General features: G+C 63.8%; 17 protein-coding genes. 1 reads left to right on the forward strand and 16 read right to left on the reverse strand.

Going from position 1 to position 17,588, the window contains the following annotated elements; all coding sequences use genetic code 11:
- Window positions 1-73 precede the first annotated feature (73 nt).
- Entirely contained in the window at window positions 74-1,348 is a 1,275-nt protein-coding gene (locus QMX97_RS27425; RefSeq protein ID WP_083221325.1) for an MFS transporter, read from the reverse strand.
- A 124-nt stretch (window positions 1,349-1,472) separates the two neighbouring features.
- Between QMX97_RS27425 and QMX97_RS27430 the strand changes: the two genes are divergently transcribed.
- On the forward strand, window positions 1,473-2,366 hold the full coding sequence (locus QMX97_RS27430) for a LysR family transcriptional regulator (RefSeq protein WP_201143388.1): 894 nt from the start codon (window positions 1,473-1,475) through the stop codon (window positions 2,364-2,366).
- Between the two features lie 1,518 nt (window positions 2,367-3,884).
- Here the strand turns inward: QMX97_RS27430 and QMX97_RS27435 are convergent.
- The 15 genes from QMX97_RS27435 to QMX97_RS27505 form a co-directional block, all read right to left on the reverse strand.
- Complete coding sequence (locus tag QMX97_RS27435) at window positions 3,885-4,205, reverse strand: hypothetical protein (RefSeq protein ID WP_106805366.1); 321 nt, start codon at window positions 4,203-4,205, stop codon at window positions 3,885-3,887.
- A gap of 63 nt (window positions 4,206-4,268) precedes the next feature.
- Entirely contained in the window at window positions 4,269-4,685 is a 417-nt protein-coding gene (locus QMX97_RS27440) for a hypothetical protein (protein ID WP_065899956.1), read from the reverse strand.
- A gap of 25 nt (window positions 4,686-4,710) precedes the next feature.
- On the reverse strand, window positions 4,711-5,937 hold the full coding sequence (locus QMX97_RS27445; RefSeq protein ID WP_065899958.1) for a beta-ketoacyl-ACP synthase: 1,227 nt from the start codon (window positions 5,935-5,937) through the stop codon (window positions 4,711-4,713).
- Entirely contained in the window at window positions 5,937-6,665 is a 729-nt protein-coding gene (fabG, locus tag QMX97_RS27450; RefSeq protein ID WP_065899959.1) for a 3-oxoacyl-ACP reductase FabG, read from the reverse strand. The genes QMX97_RS27445 and fabG overlap by 1 nt, the downstream gene beginning before the upstream one ends.
- Entirely contained in the window at window positions 6,662-7,123 is a 462-nt protein-coding gene (locus tag QMX97_RS27455; protein ID WP_120447446.1) for a hotdog family protein, read from the reverse strand. Before QMX97_RS27455 ends, fabG begins: the two co-directional genes overlap by 4 nt.
- Complete coding sequence (locus tag QMX97_RS27460; RefSeq protein WP_282397942.1) at window positions 7,120-8,286, reverse strand: beta-ketoacyl-[acyl-carrier-protein] synthase family protein; 1,167 nt, start codon at window positions 8,284-8,286, stop codon at window positions 7,120-7,122. The genes QMX97_RS27455 and QMX97_RS27460 overlap by 4 nt, the downstream gene beginning before the upstream one ends.
- Window positions 8,283-8,765, reverse strand: coding sequence for a hypothetical protein (locus QMX97_RS27465; protein ID WP_106805363.1), 483 nt, complete (start codon window positions 8,763-8,765; stop codon window positions 8,283-8,285). The genes QMX97_RS27460 and QMX97_RS27465 overlap by 4 nt, the downstream gene beginning before the upstream one ends.
- The gene (locus QMX97_RS27470; protein WP_065899966.1) at window positions 8,762-9,496 is read right to left on the reverse strand and encodes a class I SAM-dependent methyltransferase; all 735 of its coding nucleotides are present in this window, start codon (window positions 9,494-9,496) and stop codon (window positions 8,762-8,764) included. The genes QMX97_RS27465 and QMX97_RS27470 overlap by 4 nt, the downstream gene beginning before the upstream one ends.
- The gene (locus QMX97_RS27475; protein WP_065899968.1) at window positions 9,493-10,740 is read right to left on the reverse strand and encodes an NAD(P)/FAD-dependent oxidoreductase; all 1,248 of its coding nucleotides are present in this window, start codon (window positions 10,738-10,740) and stop codon (window positions 9,493-9,495) included. The genes QMX97_RS27470 and QMX97_RS27475 overlap by 4 nt, the downstream gene beginning before the upstream one ends.
- A gap of 33 nt (window positions 10,741-10,773) precedes the next feature.
- A complete protein-coding gene (locus QMX97_RS27480; RefSeq protein WP_282397943.1) occupies window positions 10,774-13,080 on the reverse strand; it encodes an MMPL family transporter in 2,307 nt (768 codons plus the stop codon).
- Window positions 13,070-13,753, reverse strand: coding sequence for an outer membrane lipoprotein carrier protein LolA (locus QMX97_RS27485; RefSeq protein WP_282397944.1), 684 nt, complete (start codon window positions 13,751-13,753; stop codon window positions 13,070-13,072). The genes QMX97_RS27480 and QMX97_RS27485 overlap by 11 nt, the downstream gene beginning before the upstream one ends.
- Window positions 13,747-14,175 carry an acyl-CoA thioesterase gene (locus QMX97_RS27490; protein ID WP_065899971.1) on the reverse strand — a complete coding sequence of 143 codons (429 nt, stop codon included), beginning with the start codon at window positions 14,173-14,175 and terminating at the stop codon, window positions 13,747-13,749. Before QMX97_RS27490 ends, QMX97_RS27485 begins: the two co-directional genes overlap by 7 nt.
- Complete coding sequence (locus tag QMX97_RS27495; RefSeq protein WP_106805362.1) at window positions 14,168-15,709, reverse strand: aromatic amino acid ammonia-lyase; 1,542 nt, start codon at window positions 15,707-15,709, stop codon at window positions 14,168-14,170. The genes QMX97_RS27490 and QMX97_RS27495 overlap by 8 nt, the downstream gene beginning before the upstream one ends.
- Window positions 15,693-16,628: a glycosyl transferase gene (locus QMX97_RS27500; RefSeq protein ID WP_120447451.1), complete on the reverse strand. Its 936-nt coding sequence runs from the start codon at window positions 16,626-16,628 to the stop codon at window positions 15,693-15,695. The genes QMX97_RS27495 and QMX97_RS27500 overlap by 17 nt, the downstream gene beginning before the upstream one ends.
- Window positions 16,625-17,359, reverse strand: coding sequence for a glycosyltransferase family 2 protein (locus QMX97_RS27505; RefSeq protein WP_065899976.1), 735 nt, complete (start codon window positions 17,357-17,359; stop codon window positions 16,625-16,627). The genes QMX97_RS27500 and QMX97_RS27505 overlap by 4 nt, the downstream gene beginning before the upstream one ends.
- Window positions 17,360-17,588: the final 229 nt, after the last annotated feature.

Here is a 17,588-nt window from a genome sequence, read left to right on the forward strand (position 1 = left end):
CGCGAATGCGGTGTATCAACTGACACTGCGCATTCGCGAGCAAGCCCGCTCCCACATTTAAAGCAGGACCGTATCAGGCCTTCACATTCCCCAGCGGCGGCAACTTCGCCAGCTTCAGCGCCACCAGCAACGCCCCAATCAACAGCGCGACGATAAACGCCCCAATCCCGTTCCACCCGGCAAAGTGCCAGAAGAACCCGCCCGCCGTACCGGCGATACTCGACCCCACGTAATAGCAGAACAAGTACAGCGACGACGCCTGCCCCTTGGCCTTGACGGCGCGGCGGCCGATCCAGCTGCTGGCCACCGAGTGGGCGCCGAAGAAGCCGAAGGTAAAGATCAGCATGCCCGGCACCACCAGCCACAGCGGGGTGAACAGGGTCAGCGCCATGCCGGCGAGCATCAGCACGATCGTGCCCCACAGCACGCGACGGCGGCCGAGGCGGTCGGCCAGGGAGCCGATTTTCGCCGAGCTGTAGATGCCCGAGAGGTACACCAGCGACAGCAGGCCGACCACGGCCTGGCTCAGTTCGTAGGGCGAGGCCAGCAAGCGATAGCCGATGTAGTTGAACATCGTCACGAACGCGCCCATCAGCAGGAACGCCTCAAGGAACAACCACGGCAGGCCCGCGTCCTTGAAGTGCATGACAAAACCATCCACCAGGTTGCGCGGCTTGAGGCTGCTGGCGCGGAAGTTGCGCGATTCGGGAAGGATCTTCCAGAACACGGTGGCGGCGATCAACGCCAGCGCGCCGATGATCAGCATCGCGGTGTGCCAGCTGACGAAGTCGATCAACACGCCGATGATCAGGCGCCCGCTCATGCCGCCAATCGCGTTGCCACCGATGTACAGGCCCATTGCCAGGCCGATGTGCTGCGGATGGATCTCTTCGCTCAGGTAGGTCATCGCCACGGCGGCCAGGCCGCTCAGCGACAGGCCTACCAGCGCGCGCATCAGCAGGATGCCCTCCCAGGTTGGCATCAGGCCACTGGCGATGGTCGCCAGCGCCGCACAGAACAGCGCGGACACCATCACCGGCTTGCGTCCCAGCCGGTCGGAAATCGGCCCGGTGATCAGCAAGCCGCACGCCAGCATCGCCGTCGCCACCGAGAGAATCAGGCTGCTTTGCGCGGCATTGATGGAAAACTCGTGGGACAACGCCGGCATCATCGGCTGCACGCAATACAACAGGGCAAAGGTGGCAAACCCGCCGGAAAACAGCGCCAGCACCGTGCGCATGAACATCGGCGTGCCTTTTTCGATGTACTCGTCGTTGAGCTGCGCCACCACCTCATCCAAGGCGGTGGGTGGGACTTCTTGCGCGAAGGGAGCAACAGCAGATTTCACGGGGACCTCGGGGAGGAAGAGCGTGCCAGGACTGGCAATGCTGAAAAGAATATAGCTGGCTAATGATTCTTTCCAATATATTGTTCGACCTGTTTGATAGCTTTAACGACCTAATGAGGCTTGCATGGAATTGCGTCACTTGCGGTATTTCATCGCCGTTGCCGAAGAACTGCATTTTGGCCGCGCCGCGCAGGTGCTGGGCATCTCGCAACCGCCCTTGAGCCAGCAGATCCAGGCGCTGGAGCAGGAGGTCGGCGCGCGTTTGTTCGAGCGTACCAATCGTCGGGTCGAGCTGAGTGAGGCTGGTCGACTGTTCCTGCAGGAGGCGCGCCTGGTGCTGGCGCAGGTTGACAAGGCGGCGGACGTCGCGCGTCGGGCTCAATTGGGAGAGCTGGGGGAACTGAAGATCGGCTTCACCTCGTCGGCGCCCTTCAACTCCAGCATTCCCCAGGCGATCTTCGCCTTTCGCCAGGCCTTCCCGGCCGTGCACTTGAACCTGCAGGAAATGAGCAGCACCGAGGTGGCCGAGTCGCTGGTGGATGAGTCGATCCAGGTCGGGCTGATGCGTCCGCTGCCGTTGCCGGATTCACTGAGTGTGGTCGAGCTGATGCGCGAGCCGCTGGTGGCCGTATTGAACGCCGGTCACCCGTTGGTGCACGGCAGCGAACGAGGATTGCACCTGGCGCAACTGGCGCAGGAGCCGTTCGTGTTTTTCCCGCGCACTTACGGCAGTGGCCTGTATGCGCAACTGCTCAATCTTGCGCGTGATGCCGGCTTCAGCCCGCACTTCGCCCAGGAGGCGGGCGAGGCGATGACCATCATCGGCCTGGTGGCAGCGGGGTTGGGCGTGTCGGTGTTGCCGGCGTCGTACCAGCGCATCCGCATTGATGGGGTGGTGTATCGCACGCTGCTGGACCAGGAGGCGGTAACGGCGGTGTGGCTGGTGCAGCGCAAGGGCGTACAGACGCCGATGGCGAAGGCGTTCGTGGAGTTGTTGACGCGTAAGGCGGCGATCTAGGCATGCATTGAAATGCGCCGCTTGGTGGGTCAGATCCCTGACTTGAAGCGGGTTTCAGAGTCGCTTTTTCCAGAGGGGCGATTCGTCGTCCTCGTATGGGAAAGCTGGAACCCTTTTTGTGCGAATGGCCACTGATCCTGCCGAAGGCTTCGTATTGAAATATTCGATGTGGGAGGTTCGTATGATCGCTGGTAATCGAAGCGCTGAGCTTGGCTGGTTGTTGTGGCGGCTTGGAATGCCGGGTGCAACCGTTGACACCATTACGGGTCCGCCGATTGGGAGTCCAGTAACCCGTTCAGGTCAAGGCGGTGGCGGGGCCCAGCAGCGCGTTGGCGGCAACGCGCATGGTGAGGGGCAACGCCCTATAGGCTATGGGCCACCGGGGCACACGGGTGCAGGCATTCATCCGTACGAGGCGGCTCCACGCCAAGGAACCGGCCCAGGCCGAAGTGGTGTTAGGGGGCAGCCGCAGCACCAGGGGCCCAATACGGGAGGCCAGGCGCAACGGGGCAATGCTCGGGGGAATACGGGTGCAGGCGTTCGCCCGAACCCGTCGGCCCCACACCAAGGAACCGGCCCAGGCCATGGTGCTGTTGGGGGGCAGCCGCATTGTCAGGGGCCAAATACGGCAGACCAGGCGCAACGAGGAAGCGGTCGGGGGAATACAGGTGCAGGCGTTCGCCCGAACGCGGCAGTGCCAGGCCAAGGTGGCGGTGCGGGGCAGCAACGTCAGGCGCAAAATACGCCAGGCCAAGGGCAGCGGAGCAATGTTCGGGGAAATCCGGGTCCAGGCAACCAACCGAACCAGGCCCCTGTTCGCCAGGGAACTGGCCCGGTCCAAAATGGCGTCGGGGCGCAGCGGCATTGTCAGGGGCCAACTACGACAGGCCCGAATCAACCAGGCAACCCTGCGGGGAATACCGGTGCAGGCCTTCGCCCGAACGCGGCGGATGCTGGCCAGGGCAACACACCTCAGGCCGTCACGATTAACTATAACGTTAATATAAATATTGGTCAGTTAAGCATCAATACCAATACCGGCAGCAACAGTATGAATGGCAGTAATTTTGGTAACTATGGGAGCAATGGCAACAGTGGCAGCAATAGTCACTATGACAATCAGGGCGACAACGGCAATAACGGCAATCGCCTGGCTGCGCTCCTGCCAGGCAGTGATAGCGGTCGTCGTATAGCCGTTTGAAGGTTCTGTTTCAGTTGCAGGTTATGTGTGGGGTCTGACGAGGTGCCTAAATGGCGAAGGCACGTCGGTCACTGTGTGCGCCGTGTTTGTAGTGTGCCGATAGTTTGTTTTTTTTCAGCGTTGTGGAACTGTTATTTTCTCATTGCGATTAAGGGTTGGGTCGGCGTGCCGGCTCATCATAAATTCTTCTACCAAGCGTGAGGTGTTAGATGGTTTCTACAGGTCGGGCAGCCCAGGCGGCCTATGCGGTGTAAGGTCCCTCTTCGGGGTCGGGTAACCATGGTAATTATGGGAATAACGAAAACATCGGGGTGAACTCACGGTATGAGAATCACGGCAACAATGGCAATAATGATAATCGTGGGATAATTGGCGGGAGTGGTAACTACGGGAACTATGGGAATAATGCCAATAGCGGCAATCATAGTACCTATGTCAACCAAGGTCATAACGGTAATAATAAAAATATTAACGCCGTCGGTGATCACGGCAATTACGGTAACTATGGCAATAATGGTAATGCCGGCGCTTATAGCCGCTACGTCAATAGCGGGCACAACGGCAATAGCGGCAACAGTATTCAGATCAGCCAGGAAGGCGGCGGTAATATCAGTTATTAAGGGACCTGTCTTTATCAATGAACCCTGCCGGGGGGCGGCAGGGCCTTGCTGCTCATTAACCCGCTCTGCGGGTTACGTCACTCATGGCGTCGCCGGTTCTGCCACGGTCATGCCATTGGCGCGCAATGCCGCCATGATGTCGCGATCAAGCATGCTCACCCAGCGGTTGTAGTTGCGATGGATCTTGCCGTCCTTGTAGCCCAGGTCGCGGCTGTCGCGGTAGGTGATGGTGTAGCTGTTGCGGGTGTAGCGGATGTCGATCGCTGCGTAGTACTGGTTGCGCACGTTGATCTCGGCCTGTACCAGTTGCGGGCTCAGGCGTTGCACCGTCCACTCGCGCTTTTGCAGGGCGTTGATGATCACCGTTTTCATTTTTTCTTCGCTGACCTGGTTGGCAACCGGCAGCTCGTGCTGGGTGTTGAGGATCGGCTTGCTGGTGCAGCCGGCGGTGGTCAACAGGGCCAGGGTGATCAGGGTGGCGCGTAGCAAGGAAGACATTCCGTTTTCTCCAATCGATTAAAAGTCAGGACCAGCGGCGGAAAATCAGCGATGTGTTGACGCCGCCAAAGGCAAAGTTGTTGTTCATCACGTAGTCGTGATGCATCTCGCGAAACTCACCCTGCAGGTAATCCAGCTCGCCGCATTGCGGGTCGATGGCGTCCAGGTTGAAGGTGTGCACGTACTGGTCGCGGTTCATCATCTCGATGCTGAACCACGATTCCAGCGCACCACAGGCGCCCAGCGTGTGGCCCAGGAAGCTCTTCTGCGAACTGATGGGCATGCGGCTGCCGAACAGGCTGCTGGTCGCCAGCGTCTCGGCGATGTCGCCTTGATCGGTGGCGGTGCCGTGGCCGTTGACGTAGCCGATCGCGCCAGGCTCAAGCCCGGCATCTTCCAGGGCCAGTTCCATGGCGCGGCGCATGGTTTTCTGTTCCGGGCGGGTGGTGTGCTGGCCGTCGGCGTTGCTGCCGAAGCCGACGATCTCGGCGTGGATATGCGCCCCTCGCGCCAACGCATGTTCGAGTTCTTCGAGCACCAGCATGCCGCCGCCCTCGCCGATCACCAGGCCATCGCGGCCAGTGTCGTAAGGGCGCGGGCTGGTCTGCGGCGCATCGTTTTTCAGGCTGGTGGCGTAGAGCGCGTCAAACACCATGGCCTCGGTCGGGCACAGCTCTTCGGCGCCGCCGGCGAGCATCAGCGGCAAGCGCCCGAACTTGATCGCCTCGTAGGCATAGCCGATGCCCTGGCTGCCGCTGGTGCAGGCGCTGGACGTAGGGATCAGCCGCCCGGTCAGGCCAAAGAAGATGCTGATATTCGCCGCCGTGGTGTGCGGCATCATGCGCACGTAGGAGTTGGCATTCAGGCCCTCGGCCACCGAGTTCAGCAGCATATTGCCGAACGCCTTGATCTCGTCGGTGCTGCCGGTGGACGAGCCGCAGGCCACGCCCATGCGCCCGTCCTTGATCGACTCGTCGCCGAGCAGGCCGGCATCCTGCAACGCCTGCTCCGCGGCCCACACCGCCAGGCGCGAGACGCGGCCCATGCTGCGCAACTGCTTGCGCGTCCAGTGGCTGGGCACGACGAAGTTGTCGATCGGCCCGGCCAGGCGCGTGTTCAGTTCGGTAAAGCGGTCCCACTCGTCCATGCGCCGGATGCCGCTGCGGTTGGCGCGAAAGTTGGCCGCGATGGTTTCCCAATCGCTGCCCAGGGAGGTCATGCCGGCCATGCCGGTGACGACAACGCGTTTCATCAGCACAGGCCTCCGTTCACGGCCAACACCTGGCGCGTGATATAGCCGGCTTCGGCCGACATGAGGAAATTCACCGCGCCGGCGACTTCTTCCGGGGTGCCCATGCGTTGCGCGGGGATCATCTTCATCAGTTCTTCCACCGGTACGTTTTCATCCAGCATGGCCGTGTCGATCAGCCCGGGGGCGACGCAGTTGACGGTGATCTTGCGCTTGCCCAGCTCGATGGCCAGCGCCTTGGCTGCGCCGATCAGGCCGGCCTTGGAGGCACTGTAGTTGACCTGGCCACGGTTGCCGATCAGCCCGGACACCGAGGTAATGCACACGATACGCCCGGCCGCACGGCGCCGAATCATCGGCATCATCACCGGGTGCAGCACGTTATAGAAACCGTCGAGGTTGGTGCGCATCACCACGTCCCAATCGTCTTCCGATAGGGCCGGGAAGGCGCCGTCGCGGGTCAGGCCGGCATTCAGCACCACACCGTAATAGGCGCCATGTTGCTCCACGTCCGCCTCGAGGATTGCCTTGCAGCGCGCGCGGTCCGCCACGTCGAACTGCAGCACCCGTGCGTTGCGGCCCAGCGCCTCAACCTCGGCCTTCACGGCATCGGCTTCGGCACGGCCACTGCGGCAATGCAGCACGATGTCGTGCCCGGCCTGGGCCAGGCGCAGCGCGATGGCGCGGCCAATGCCACGGCTGGAGCCGGTGACCAGTACGGATTCAGTCATGGCGTTTCGTCCTTCGATTCTTCTAAATAGTTGGCCGCCTGTGGCGGTCGAAATACGTTCAGGCGGGCGCTGGCCTGGATACCGTCACCGGTCAAGTGGCATTCGAACACACCCATGCCGTTGTCGTCTTCCAGCGAGCGCAGGCCGTGGATCGTCAGCTCGGCGCCTGCCGGGAAGTGTTCCACGTTGCACTCGAACTTGCGCGTGCCAAGCAAAAAGCCCAGCTCCACGGCGGCGCCTTTCTGGCGCGCGCGGCAACCGGCATAGGCGGCGACGCTTTGCGCCATCAGCTCGATGCCGACCCAGGCCGGCAGGCTGCCGTCCGGGCGATTGAACAGGCCGCCGGGCTTGACGGTCGTGCGGGTACGAACCTGCTCTTCATCGAACGACAGCACCTGGTCGATCAGGATCATGTCGCCCGCGTGGGGCAGCAGTTCGGCGAGTGGCCAATCGATCATGGTGCCTCTGCGATAATCAGGCTGACGTTATTGCCGCCGAAGGCAAACGAGTTGCTCATCAGGCAGCGTTTTTCCAAGCGGGCACCGGGCTGTACCCAGTGCAACGCGGGCAGCGCCGGGTCGGCCTGGCCGTCCCACACGTGCGGTGGCAGTTGGTTGTGGGTCAAGCTCAGCCAGCAGAACGCCGCTTCCAGCGCGCCCGCAGCCCCCAGGGTGTGGCCGCTCATGGGTTTGGTCGACGAGCAGGCCACGCCGGCGGGGAACAGGCTGGCGACGGCCAGGCTTTCCATCGCGTCATTATGCTGGGTAGCCGTGCCGTGCAGGTTCAAGTAGCCGATCTGCTCGGGGGCGAGTTTCGCGCTGGCCAAAGCCTTGCGCATCGCTTGCAAAGCGCCTTTGCCGCTGGGCTCCGGCGCCGAGATATGGTGCGCGTCGCAACTCGCGCCGCTGCCCAGCAAGGCAATCGGCGACGGCTGCCTGCTCATCAGAAACAACACCGCCGCCTCGCCGATGTTGATGCCGTTGCGGTTTCGCGAAAACGGATTGCAGCGCTGGTCCGACACCGCCTCGAGCGAGCTGAACCCATTGAGAGTGAGCTTGCACAAGCTGTCGACGCCGCCGCAGATCACTGCATCGCACACGCCCAGGTCCAGCAGGCGCTGGGCGCTCATCAGCGCGCGGGCGCTGGAGGTGCATGCAGTGGAAATCACATAGGCCGGGCCGCTCGTTTGCAGCCAGTCGGCGAGGAAGTTTGCCGGCGCGCTGAGCTCCTGTTGCTGGTAGTCATAGTCGCCGGGGAACTGGTTATCGCGCAGGTAATGGGCAATGCCGCGACTGGCCTCATCAATGCCCGAGGTGCTGGTGCCCAGCACAATGGCGACACGTGCCGCGCCGTAGCGCTGGATCGCCTGGCGAATCTCGCCCTCGATCTGCAGCGCCGCCTCCAGCAGCAGCTGGTTGTTGCGGCTGCTCTGCTGGCCCAGCTCGGGTGGGATGGTCGCCAGCTCGCCGTGCACACCGGCCACCGGCAGCACTCGCTCCGGGACCCAGCCGCTTTCGGCGCGCATGCCCGAACAGTCACCGGCGAACAGGTTGAGGCTGACCTCGGCCTGGCCGCGGCCCAGCGCGCAGATCACACCGAGTGCATTGAGATAGGCGGTCATCGCGCGACTCCCAGCGGCGTAATGCGATAGCTCAACGGCTGCCCGCTGATGTTCACGCGAAATACCTCGGACGACTGATACACGATTTGCCAATGGCCCGGCAGGGTGCGCGTCAGGTCCATCGCCTGCGCGTCGGGGTACAGCGCGCGCAGGTCGTCCGCCGAAGCCAGGGCAAACAGCAGGGCGGCGAACAGCTCGCGCGCCTGGGGGTTGGGCGGTAGCAAGCCATCGGCCTGCCACTGCCCATTGATCAGTATCTGCCGGGCCTGGGGGATGCCCAGGGGATCCATCATCGACCAGCGAATGCCGCCGTCCTCGCGCTGGATCACCAGCAGCCAATCCTGGCGCTGGGCACCTTCCTGGCGCTGCACATGCAATTGCATCGGCAGGGTCAGGGTGGGCATTTTTTCGGGCAGCGGCGCCTGGCTGGCGCAGGCGCTCAGCAGCAACAGGCAGCCGATCAGCAGCAGGCGCATCATGCGGTTGCACCCGCCAGGGGTTTGCGCGCGACGCAATTGACCAGGGTTTCTTCGCGCTGGCCCACCGGCGGCGCCTTGCGAAGGCCCCAACGTTCCAGCAGGCCGAAATCGCTGGAACGGCTCCACCACAGATAGGGGTACGAGACGTTCTGCGCGCCGAACTCAAAGCCCTGCTCGCGCAGCATTTGCAGGTACTCTTCGGCGCTCTTCTGCACGTGCATCGGGTGGCGGAACAGCCAGCGGATCACCCAGGTGTCGATATACGCTTCGGTGGATTCGGCAAACAGCAGGTAGCCGCCCGGCTTGAGCACGCGGTAGAACTCTTTCAGCGCGCGATGTTGTTCCACCAGATGGTGGAACGTCTGGTGGCAGAACAGGATATCGACGCTGGCGTCCGGCACTTCGAGGGTGGCGCAGTCGCTGCCGATCAGCTCCACGGCGAGGCCCTGGCGCGTGGCTTCCTCGCGGCTCAGTTGGAGGCTGTGAGGGTCGGCATCCAGGCCGATCAGGCGCGAGGGGGCAAACACTTGCTGCAGCAGCTTGAAGGATTTGCCCTGGCCGCAACCGGCGTCGAGCAAGACCGGCGCCTGGGGCAATGCCTCGCTGAACAGGCCGCGCAGGTCGTTGATCGCCACGCGCAGCACATGGTGCTGCCAGGTGTGGCTGCGCAGGAACCAGAAACCGAACCTGGTTTCCTCGACGTAATTCTTACTCAGGTACTGACTGCTCACGCGGCATCCCCTGCACAAATCTCCGATAACATCCGCAACCGCCGCTTGGGCTCGCTGACAAACGGGTTGCGCTCATCCCAGGCATAGCCGGCGAGGATCGAGCTGATCATCCGGCGAATCTCCGGCGAGCTGCCGGGATGGAAAATCACATCCTGGAACGTGCCCGCATACCAACCTTCGACGTAGCAGCGGAAGGTGTCGACACCCCGCTTGAGCGGTTCGGCGAATTCGCTTTGCCAGTCCACCGTTTCGCCGCTCAGCTGACGGTGCAACAGGCCGGCGGCCATGCTCGCCGAGCGCATGGCGATGGTCACGCCGGACGAGAACACCGGGTCGAGGAATTCTGCGGCATTGCCCAGCAGCGCGAAGCCCGGGCCGTGCAAGGTTTTGACGTTGGCCGAGTAGCCGCCGATGGTGCGCGCGGGGGTATCCCACACGGCGTTGTGCAGCACGCCGGACAGGCTTGGGGTTTCGTCGATAAAACCGCGCAGGCAGGCGTCTAGGTCCGCGTCGCGGCCATCGAAATGTTCCTTCGCCGCGACCACGCCGACCGAGCAGCGGCCATTGCTGAACGGGATGGTCCAGAACCAGATATCGCGCTGTGTCGGATGGGTGGTCACCAGGATCTTGGTGCGATCAAACCCAGGATGTTCGATGCGGTCTTCGACGTGGGTGAACACCGCCTGGCGCAGCGGGAAATTCGACGGCGCCTCCAGGTCGAGCAAGCGCGGCAACACACGGCCGTAGCCGCTGGCGTCGAGCACGAACCTGGCCTTGAGATGGTATTCGCTGCCGTTCTCGCGGCGCACGTGCAGGTAGCGCGATTCGCCTTTGAAATCCACGCCAACGATGGTTTCGCCGTAGCGAATATCGACGCCCTGCAGCGCCGCCTGATCGGCCAGCAATTTGTCGAACTCGCCGCGTTGCACCTGGAAGGTGGTCGGTTTGCCGTTGCTGAAGGTGTCGCCGAAATCGAATGCGCTGTAGCGCTCGCCCCAGGCGAACGCGGCACCGGTTTTCACCTGGAAGCCCGCGGCCTGCACGGCGTCGAGCATGCCGGCTTCTTCGATGAAGTCGATGCAGTGCGACAGCAGGCTTTCGCCGATCGAGAACCGTGGGAAGTGCTGGCGCTCGATGATCAATACATCATGCCCCTTGCGCTTTAACAGCGCGGCGGCGATGGCACCGGATGGACCGGCACCGATCACCACCACCTGGCGACGTTCCATTTCAACTGTGGGCACGAGGGCTCCTTGCCGCATTGGCGATAATCACATTCATGAGGCGTGCTTCTGGTGGCCCGCCCAAGGCGCCAGCATAAAGCTGAACGCCAGGCCCAGGCTGACCGACAGGCCGAAATTACTCACCGCCGGGGTACTCGACACCGCCAGCAGGCCGAACGACAACCAGGTCGTCAGCGCTGCCAGCAGCGTGCCTAAAAGGCTGACGGCCGGGCCGCCGATCTGTTCGCGCATCAAAATCGCGTAGTCGACGCTGATGGCCGTGACCAGCAGCAGGCCGAACAGGCTGAACAGGGTCAGCGGCTGGCCCAGCCAACCCAGGCTGCACAGCGCCGCCAGCAAGGGCAGGGCGACGATACGCAAGGCGCCGGCAAAGCCGAATGGCAGGATCAGCAGCAGCACGATCAGCACGCAGGACATCAACTTCAATTCGGCCGCGCTGATCTGCGTATCGGCAAACACGCGGTTCAAGTCGCCCAGGCGATCCACCAGTTGCACACCCGGCAGATCCAGTGCTTGCACCCGCAGCAGCGCCGGGTTGTTCAAGCCTTGCAGGCTGACCATCGCCGCCACGCCGCCGCCGTCGACCTGGCCAAGCCACAAGGTGCGCCAAGGCTCGGCCAGGGGGCCGACGAGTGCGGCGTCGATGTCTTCGGTGGGCAACGCTTGCAGCTGCGCGACTTCGGCTTGCAGGGCAGTGGCAGGCACACCGAGGTCCAGCAGTGGCTGCCAATGTTGCGGGAGTTGGTTCAAGGCCTCGCGCAGTTGTTGCTGCTCGGCCGGTAGGTTGACCAGTTGGTTGAGCGCCAGGTACCCCTGGAGCTTGTCCATGTTCACCAGTTGATCCAGGCGCTGGCTCAGGGCGGCCTGGCGTTCCAGCAACTGCTGCTGGTCGTCCGCGCGTACCAGGAAAAACTGGCTGGTGGGCTGGAACCCGGTAATCCGCGCGACGGCCTGCGCCTCTTGCAGCAATTGCGGCGGCGCACCGATCCATTGGCGGATATCGTTCTTGCTGTTCAGGTGCCACAGGCCACCTGCGCAGAACAGCAGCACCATTGCCAGCAACACCGGGCTCGGCACGCGCTTGAGCAAGGAAGCCCGCACCAGCCACAGGCATTCGGCGATGCGCAGCGGCCATTGCGCCGGGCGCAATTCCACACCCTTGAGCAGCGCGGGCAACAGGCACACGGCCGACAGGTAAGCGCCGATCAGCCCGGCGGCGGAGAACACGGCAATCTGGGTCAGTGCCGGGAACGGCGTCCAGGCCAGCGCCAGGTAGCCGATGCAACTGGTGGCGAGGCTCAGGCTCAGCCCCGGCAGGGTGAGCCGCAACGCCGGCCAACTGCGCCAGGGGGTCATGCTCCAGCTCTTCGACAGGTAATGCAGCGGGTAATCCACCGCCACGCCGATCAGGCTGGAGCCCAGTACCAGGGTCATCACATGCATATGGCCGAACAGCGCCACACAGGCCACCGCGCCAAACAGCATGCCCACCAGCACCGGCACAAAGGCCAGCAGCACGCGCCAACGGCGGAACGCCAGCAACAGCAGCAACAGAATACCGACTGTCGCGCCGCCGCCGACCCAGGTGATTTCCCGTGTGGCCTGCTGCTGACCGTTGGCCGCGTAGAGCAGGCCGCTGGCCGCGAGCAATTGCGCGCCTTGCCCGCTGGCCTGTGCGCGACTGGCCTGGAGCAGCGCCGCCACTTGCAGCGGCAGTTTCATGTCAAAGGCATTGCCGGTGGTGCGCGCACGCAGCAGCACCCAGCTGTTGCCGTCGGCGTCGGCGATCAACGCGCCGCTGCCGATATCCAGTTGCACCGAACCGTGTTGCGGCTGGCTGTTCTGGATACGCCCGGTCAGGCCCAGCCAGTCGTCCTGGCTCGGCACCAGGCTGAAGCCGGTGAAGGGGTCGAACAGCGCCTGTACACGCTGCTGGATAAACGCGCCGGGCTGTTCGATCAGTTGCGCGCGGTCTTTGGCCGAGAGCATCGCCAGTCGACCGCGCAGCAGTTGCTCGCGCAGCGCGGGCAAGTCGGCTTGCAGGTTCCATTGCACTTTTTCGAACAGGCCGCTGGCCTGCCACTGCTCGCCCAGTTGCTGCGCGACCGCAACGGCTGTCTGCCGATCAGCATGGCCCACCAGCACCAGCATCTCGCGGTTCAGCGGCTCCTGCATGCGCTGTTCGGCCTGCAGTTCCAGGGCGTCCGGCGTGTTGCCCGGCACCAGTTCCATCAGGTTGGCCGACAGCGGGGCCCCGTGGCGCCACTGCCAGCCGGCCAGGGCCAGCACGGCCACCAGCAGGATCAGGAACAGGCGGGGCAGCAAGCGTTCACTGGGCAAAGTCGTGTTGCTCCGCATCGCTCAACGGCTGGCTGGCGGTGCTGTCCTGCATGCGCAGCACGGTGCTGTCGCCCTGGGTTTCCAGCAGCTCGATGGTTTGCACCAGCTCGCCGCCGTCGATATTGATCTGGGTGAATACCTGTTTTAACAGCAGCGAGCGTGGGATCAGCGTCAGTTTCCATTGCCGGGCCTCGCCTTGCAGCTGCAGCTCGAAGTCGCGTTGCAAGCCGCTGCTGTCGCCCTGCAGCACGGCGAGGAACAGGCGGTTCTGCTCGGCGCCGGCGCTCTTGTTCGGCAGCAGTTGCCAGCCGTTGGCATCACGCCGGGCGATGCCCTGGGCGCTGATGCGGTAGTCCTGTTGCAGCGGGGTTTTCAGCAGCCACAGCAGGCCGTGGTCCTTGGCGAGCACAAAGGTGCCTTTGCTCACCAGCGGCTGCGGCAGGGCGCGCAGGTGTTTTTCCTGGATGAAGCTGCCGTGGATCACCGAGGGCTTTGCCAGTTGAGCGCTGAGTTGTTGCAAGTCGAAAGCATGGGCACTCAGGCTCAGCAACAACCCGAGCCCTGTAGGAGCAAGCTTGCTCGCGAAAAACCTGAGGGCGCCGCGCAGTGTCAGGCGGATCGCATTATCGTTAACGTCCTTCGCGGGCAAGCCCGCTCCCACAGGGGTCAGCATTTGAGGGCCCTTTCGACGGCGTCGGTGAATATTCTGGGTGAGGCCAGCTGCATCTCGCGGCTGGCGATTTCGACGGCGACTTGCACCGTACTGGCGCGGGTCAGGCGTTCGCCGCTGGCAAGGTCGGTGATCAGGTAATTGACCTTCAAGCGGTTCTCCCATTCCACCAGGCTCGCGCGCACATTGATGGTCTGTCCAAAGGTCGCGCCGCGCACGTAGCGCAGCTGCATATCGATCACCGGCCAGGCGTAGCCGGATTCGAGCATCGCCGTGTAGTTATGGCCGATCTTGTCCAGCAGCGCGCAACGCGCCACTTCCAGGTATTTGACGTAGTGCCCGTGCCACACCACGTTCATGGTGTCGATGTCGAAAAACGGCACCAGGATTTCGCTGTCGCTGTGCAGCACGCCCTGACTACGCATGCAGCCTCCAGTGTTGCTCGGCAATGCGCGTGAGGCACAGGCGCAGCTCGCCTTCGAGGGCACGGTCCTCGATGACCGGCGGGAAGTCCTTGGCGAGTGCTGCATGCATGGCGGCCAAGGCTGGCGGCAAAGGCCGCGCATCCTCGGCCTGGGCACGCAGCCACACGCCCTGGTTGGCGGCGAGCAGGGTGGCAGCGGCGACCTGTTCGGTCAGCTCCAGCACACGGATCGCATCGCGCGCAGCGATGGTGCCCATGCTCACCTTGTCCTGGTTATGGCACTCGGTGGAGCGCGAGAACACGCTGGCCGGCATGGTGTTTTTCAGCGCCTCGGCGGTCCAGGCGCTGGTGCCGATCTGCACCGCCTTGAAGCCGTGGTTGATCATCGCGCGCTCGGCCGGCGCGCCGGACAGGTTGCTCGGCAGGCCATGGTTGTAGCGCACGTCTACCAACAGCGCGAGCTGGCGGTCGAGCAGGTCGGCGACGTTGGCCACCAGGGTCTTGAGGCTGTCCATGGCAAAGGCGATATGCCCGCCGTAGAAGTGCCCGCCGTGCAGCACGCGCTCTTCCTCGGCGTCGATGATCGGGTTGTCGTTGGCGCTGTTCAGTTCGATCTCGATAAACGAGCGCAGCCAGTTCAGGCTGTCGGCCAACACCCCGAGCACATGCGGGGCGCAGCGCAGCGAGTAGCGATCCTGCAGGCGATGCAGCGGCGCGGTCGGCGCATCGATGGCCAGGTCCTTGCGCAGCCAGGCGGCGACTTGCATCTGCCCCGGGTGCGGCTTGGCGGCGAACAGGCGCTCGTCGAAGTGCTCCGGGTTGCCTTGCAGCGCCACCACGTTCAGCGCGGTAATGCGCGTCGCCAGTTGCAGCAGGTAGTCGGCCCGGGCGAAGGCCAGGCAGGCGAGGCCGGTCATCACGGCGGTGCCGTTCATCAGCGCCAGGGCCTCCTTGGGACGCAGCACCAGCGGGTCCCAACCCAGTTCGCGATGCACATCGGCAGCCTGGCGCCGCTCGCCACGGAACATGACCTCGCGCTCGCCGGACAGGGTCGCGGCCACGTAGGACAGTGGGGTCAGGTCACCACTGGCGCCGACTGAGCCTTCTTCCGGAATCAGCGGCAGCACATCGTGTTCGAGGAACGCATGCAGGCGCTCGAGCAGTTCCACGCGCACCCCGGAAACCCCATGGCATAGCGACTGCAAGCGCGCCGCCAGCACCGCACGGGTGGCTTGGGCGTCGAGCAATTTGCCCAGGCCACAGCCGTGAAAGGTGTACAGGTGACGCGGCAGCGCCTCGACGTGGTGCAATGGCACCGCCACCACGCAGGAGTCGCCGTAGCCGGTGGTCACGCCGTAGATCACGCCTTCCTTGTCCAGCAGCGAGTCTAAGAACTGCGCGCCCTTGGCGATGCGCTGGCGATAGGCGGCGTCATCCTGCAAATGTGTGGGCACCTGACGGTTGGCCAGGGCCAGCACGTCTTCGATGCGCAGGGGGCGTTCGCCAAAGGTTACCGGCTCAAGATGCGTCGTCATCGGTCTTCCAGAAAGGGTAAAAGTTGAACCATTGTTGGGGCGCTTCCAGGCAGAACTGGCCCAGGCGTGCGGCATAGCGCGCGGTCCACAGGGCGATGACCTGCTCGCGGGTGCTGCGTTTCCATTCGATCAACTGCGCGAACGGCTCGATGGTCAGGTGATAGCGGCCCTGGTGTTTCAGGCACATCAGCAGGTTGACCGGGCATTTCAGCAGGCCGGCCAGCAACCATGGGCCTTGGGGGAAGGCGGCGTCGTGGCCGAGGAAATCCACCCGCACCGTGCGCCCGCCATGCAGCGGCACGCGGTCGCCAGCGATGGCCAGCCACTCACCGTCGTCCAGGCGCTGGCTGAGCAACAGCATGGTGGCCGGGTCCAGCTCGCTGACCTGGATCAGGCGCAAGTGGGTCGCGCCGGCTTCGCCCAGCAGACGGTTGAAGCGCTCGGCGTGCTTGGTGTGCACCAGCACGTTCATGGTGACCTGCTCGCCGATTTCCGCCAGCGCGCGGCACACTTCAAGGTTGCCCAGGTGCGCGCCCACCAGCATCTGCCCGCGCCCGCCACGCAGTTGCCCGCGCAGTTGCGCCGGGTCGTTGATTTCGATCTGCTCGATACGCAGCTTGCCGTTCCACACGTCGAGCTTGTCCAGCAGCGAGTCGGCGAAGGCCATGAATTGGCCGAAGACCTTTTTATGGGTCGGGCGCAGTTCATCGCGTCCGCTCCACTCGGCCAGGCGCTGCTGGTATTGCCAGGCGCTCTGGCGCGCGGTGCGGCCGAACAGGAAGAAGTACAGCACGATGCCGTACAGCACCGGGCTCAGCAGGCGGCGGCCGAGCACCTTGGCGGCGACGGCCGTGAGTTTCATCAGCCAGAAGCTGCCGCGCTCTTCGCGGTCGGCCCAGTGTTTGCTGCTGTCGCTCATGCCTGCCACCGTCGCCACAGGATCATCGGCGCGCGTACCAACATGCCGAAGAACAACCGGGTGTGCATGGCCGAGATGCGCACGTTGTCGCGGAACAAACGAAAGTGCGACAGGCCGTCGGTGGGGTAGTGCACCTGCGTCGGCAGCCAGCGCATCGGCTGGTTGCGCCAGGCCAGGCGCACCAGGATGTCGGAGTCGAAGTCCATGCGCGTGCCGATATAGGCCGAGTCCATCAGCGCCAGCGTCGGCGCCAGCGGGTACACGCGAAAGCCGCACATCGAGTCGCGGATCTGCAGCGACAGGGTGTTGATCCACACCCACACGTGGGTCAGGTAGCGCGCGTACAGGCGGCCCTTGGGCACGCTGTCGTCGTATTCGGGATAGCCGCAGATGACCGCGTCAGGGTGCCGGCGCGAGGTGTCGATAAATGTGTCGACTTCACGCAAGTCGTGCTGGCCGTCGGCATCCACCTGCAGGGCATGGCTGAAGCCCAGGCGTGCGGCTTCGCGGAAACCGGCCATGACCGCGCCGCCTTTGCCCTGGTTGTTCGGCAGGGTCAGCAGGGTGACGTTTTCGAGGCGTGCCAGCTGTGCCAATACCGCCGCGCAGGCCGGGCTGCTGCCGTCGTCGACCAGCAGGCACGGCAGGCCGCTGTCCAACAGGCTGCGGACCACGGCCGGCACGGCGGCTTCATGGTTGTAGACCGGGATCAGGGCGCAGGGGTTATGCATGGCTCACCCAATCGGCTGGTAGCGTGCTTCCTGTGGTGAATGGGTTTTCTGCGGTGAGCACGCTCCTTGTGGTTAGCAAGCTCCTTGTGGCTGGCGGGCTTGTTGTGGTGAGCGGGCTCCCTGTGGTGAGCGGGCTTGCCCCGCGTTGGGCTGCGAAGCGGCCCCAATAAGGTCGACGCGGTCTTCCAGGCATACCGAGTTGGCTGGTTTTGGGGCTGCTTGGCAGCCC

Source organism: Pseudomonas sp. PS01298, assembly GCF_029959745.1.
Lineage (GTDB): Bacteria > Pseudomonadota > Gammaproteobacteria > Pseudomonadales > Pseudomonadaceae > Aquipseudomonas > Aquipseudomonas aylmerensis.